Source organism: Sporosarcina sp. SAFN-010, assembly GCF_059415065.1.
The window spans coordinates 1-537 of sequence record NZ_JBPFDS010000048.1 but is presented as its reverse complement, the minus strand read 5'-3'; the positions used below and the strand labels follow the sequence as shown (position 1 = coordinate 537).

General features: G+C 42.3%; 1 protein-coding gene. It reads right to left on the bottom strand.

Annotated elements, in window-relative coordinates:
* On the bottom strand, positions 1-428 hold a 428-nt coding region (locus tag ACR65F_RS18165; RefSeq protein WP_440505358.1), incomplete at its 3' end, for a transposase.
* Positions 429-537: the final 109 nt, after the last annotated feature.

Sequence of the window (537 nt, the reverse complement as noted above, 5' to 3'; positions counted from 1 at the left end):
ACGTGTTCCGAGCTAAGTAGCCCACGATCTGCGACTTCCTTTAGTACTCGATAAAAGATCTGTTCGAATAGATCTGTATCTGCAAAACGGCGGACGTAGTTTTTTCCGAACGTAGAGAAATGCGGAACCTCTGTGTGAAAACCGAATCCAAGAAACCAGCGATAGGCCATATTGGTTTCAATTTCTTTGATGGTCTGACGCATCGAGCGAATACCAAAGGTATATTGATTGAATGCCATTTTAATGAGTACAACTGGATCTATGCTGGGTCTCCCAAATAATGAATATAGATCTTCAACCAATGGATAAATGAAAGAAAAATCAATTGCTGCATCTAATTTACGAACCAGATGGTCTTGTGGAACTAACTGTTCGATTGTAAGCATTTCCATCTGTTCCCGTTCATTAACTTGATTCTTCGTCATCATTTCCATCACCTCATTTAATAGTTGGGAAATCCTGTTGATTGTAGCGGAGAGCGGCGACTCCTGAGGGATCAGCGAAGCTTGAAGACCCTGGACTGAGCAAAGCGAGGGA